1 protein-coding gene is annotated in these 1,088 nt (G+C 31.7%); it reads left to right on the top strand.

What is annotated here, in order from left to right; translation table 11 throughout:
• Window positions 1-83 precede the first annotated feature (83 nt).
• Window positions 84-1,081, top strand: a protein-coding gene (locus tag QUB66_RS29690; RefSeq protein ID WP_332970812.1) for an IS630 family transposase whose coding sequence is annotated in 2 segments (ribosomal slippage) — window positions 84-474 and window positions 474-1,081 — 999 coding nt in all. Because the reading frame shifts where the segments join, the coding sequence is not laid out codon by codon here.
• Window positions 1,082-1,088: the final 7 nt, after the last annotated feature.

Raw genomic sequence — 1,088 nt, 5'->3', positions numbered from 1 at the left:
TTAAGTAGCTCAACAAAATTAATTACACAAAACAACTAATATGATATAATAAAACTATTGAGCTGTATTCAAAGAGAATTTATATGTTTTTACTTCGAGATGTCAATCCACTTTCGTTGAAATTGCTAAACCGAATTTATCGCCAAAGCAGACATCATCAAGTGCGCCAAAGAGCACATTTTTTAATTTTAGCTTCAGAAAATATCAAAAATAAAAGTTTGATGAAAATTTTTAAAGTTAGTTATAAAACCATGTATAACTGGTTGAATCGATGGGAAAATGAGGGAATGCTCGGATTATACAATAAACCAGGTAGAGGCAGAAAAAAAACATTTAATTCCGCAGAATCAGATCAAATTAGAGACTGGGTAAAATTGCAACCAAGACAATTAAAGCAAGTAGTACAAAAAATTAAAAAAGAATGGTGTATTAATACAAGTACGGAAACAATTAAGAGAATAATTAAAAAAAAAGAATGAGTTGGCATAGGATGCGTCGAGGTGTTGGCGGTAAGCCAGACCCCATAGAATACAAGGAAAAAAAAGAAAAATTGTCAGAATTAAAACAATTAGAAGATGAGGGTAAAATTGATTTATACTATTTGGATGAATCCGGATTTTGTGGCATCCCTTGTGTCCCTTATGGATGGCAAGATATTGGTGAATATTTGTCAATTAATAGTCGTAGAACTAAGCGTTTAAATGTCTTGGGAATCATGAATAGGCAAAATAATCTTCATGCTTATGTTTCAGAGCAGACTATTAATTCAGATGTAATCATAGCCTGTATTGATACTTTCTTTGCTGTGGTGGAGAAGCCAACATATATTGTAGTAGATCAAGCTTCTATTCATACTAGCAATGCCATTTTCGAGAAAATTGAAGAATGGAAAGAACGCGGTTTAACTATATTTGAATTGCCGACTTATTCACCTGAATTGAATTTAATTGAGATTTTGTGGCGGTTTATCAAATATCAATGGCTCAAAATAGATGCCTACTCTAGCTGGGAATCTCTTGTTTCATCTGTCGAAAAAATTCTTAAAGAATTTGGAGATAATTATGTAATTAATTTTGCTTAACTACTTA

This window comes from Microcoleus sp. A2-C3 (assembly GCF_036706065.1).
Lineage (GTDB): Bacteria > Cyanobacteriota > Cyanobacteriia > Cyanobacteriales > Microcoleaceae > Microcoleus.
Note: the sequence above shows the minus strand (reverse complement) of the source record. Positions and strands in the feature narration are given on the sequence as shown.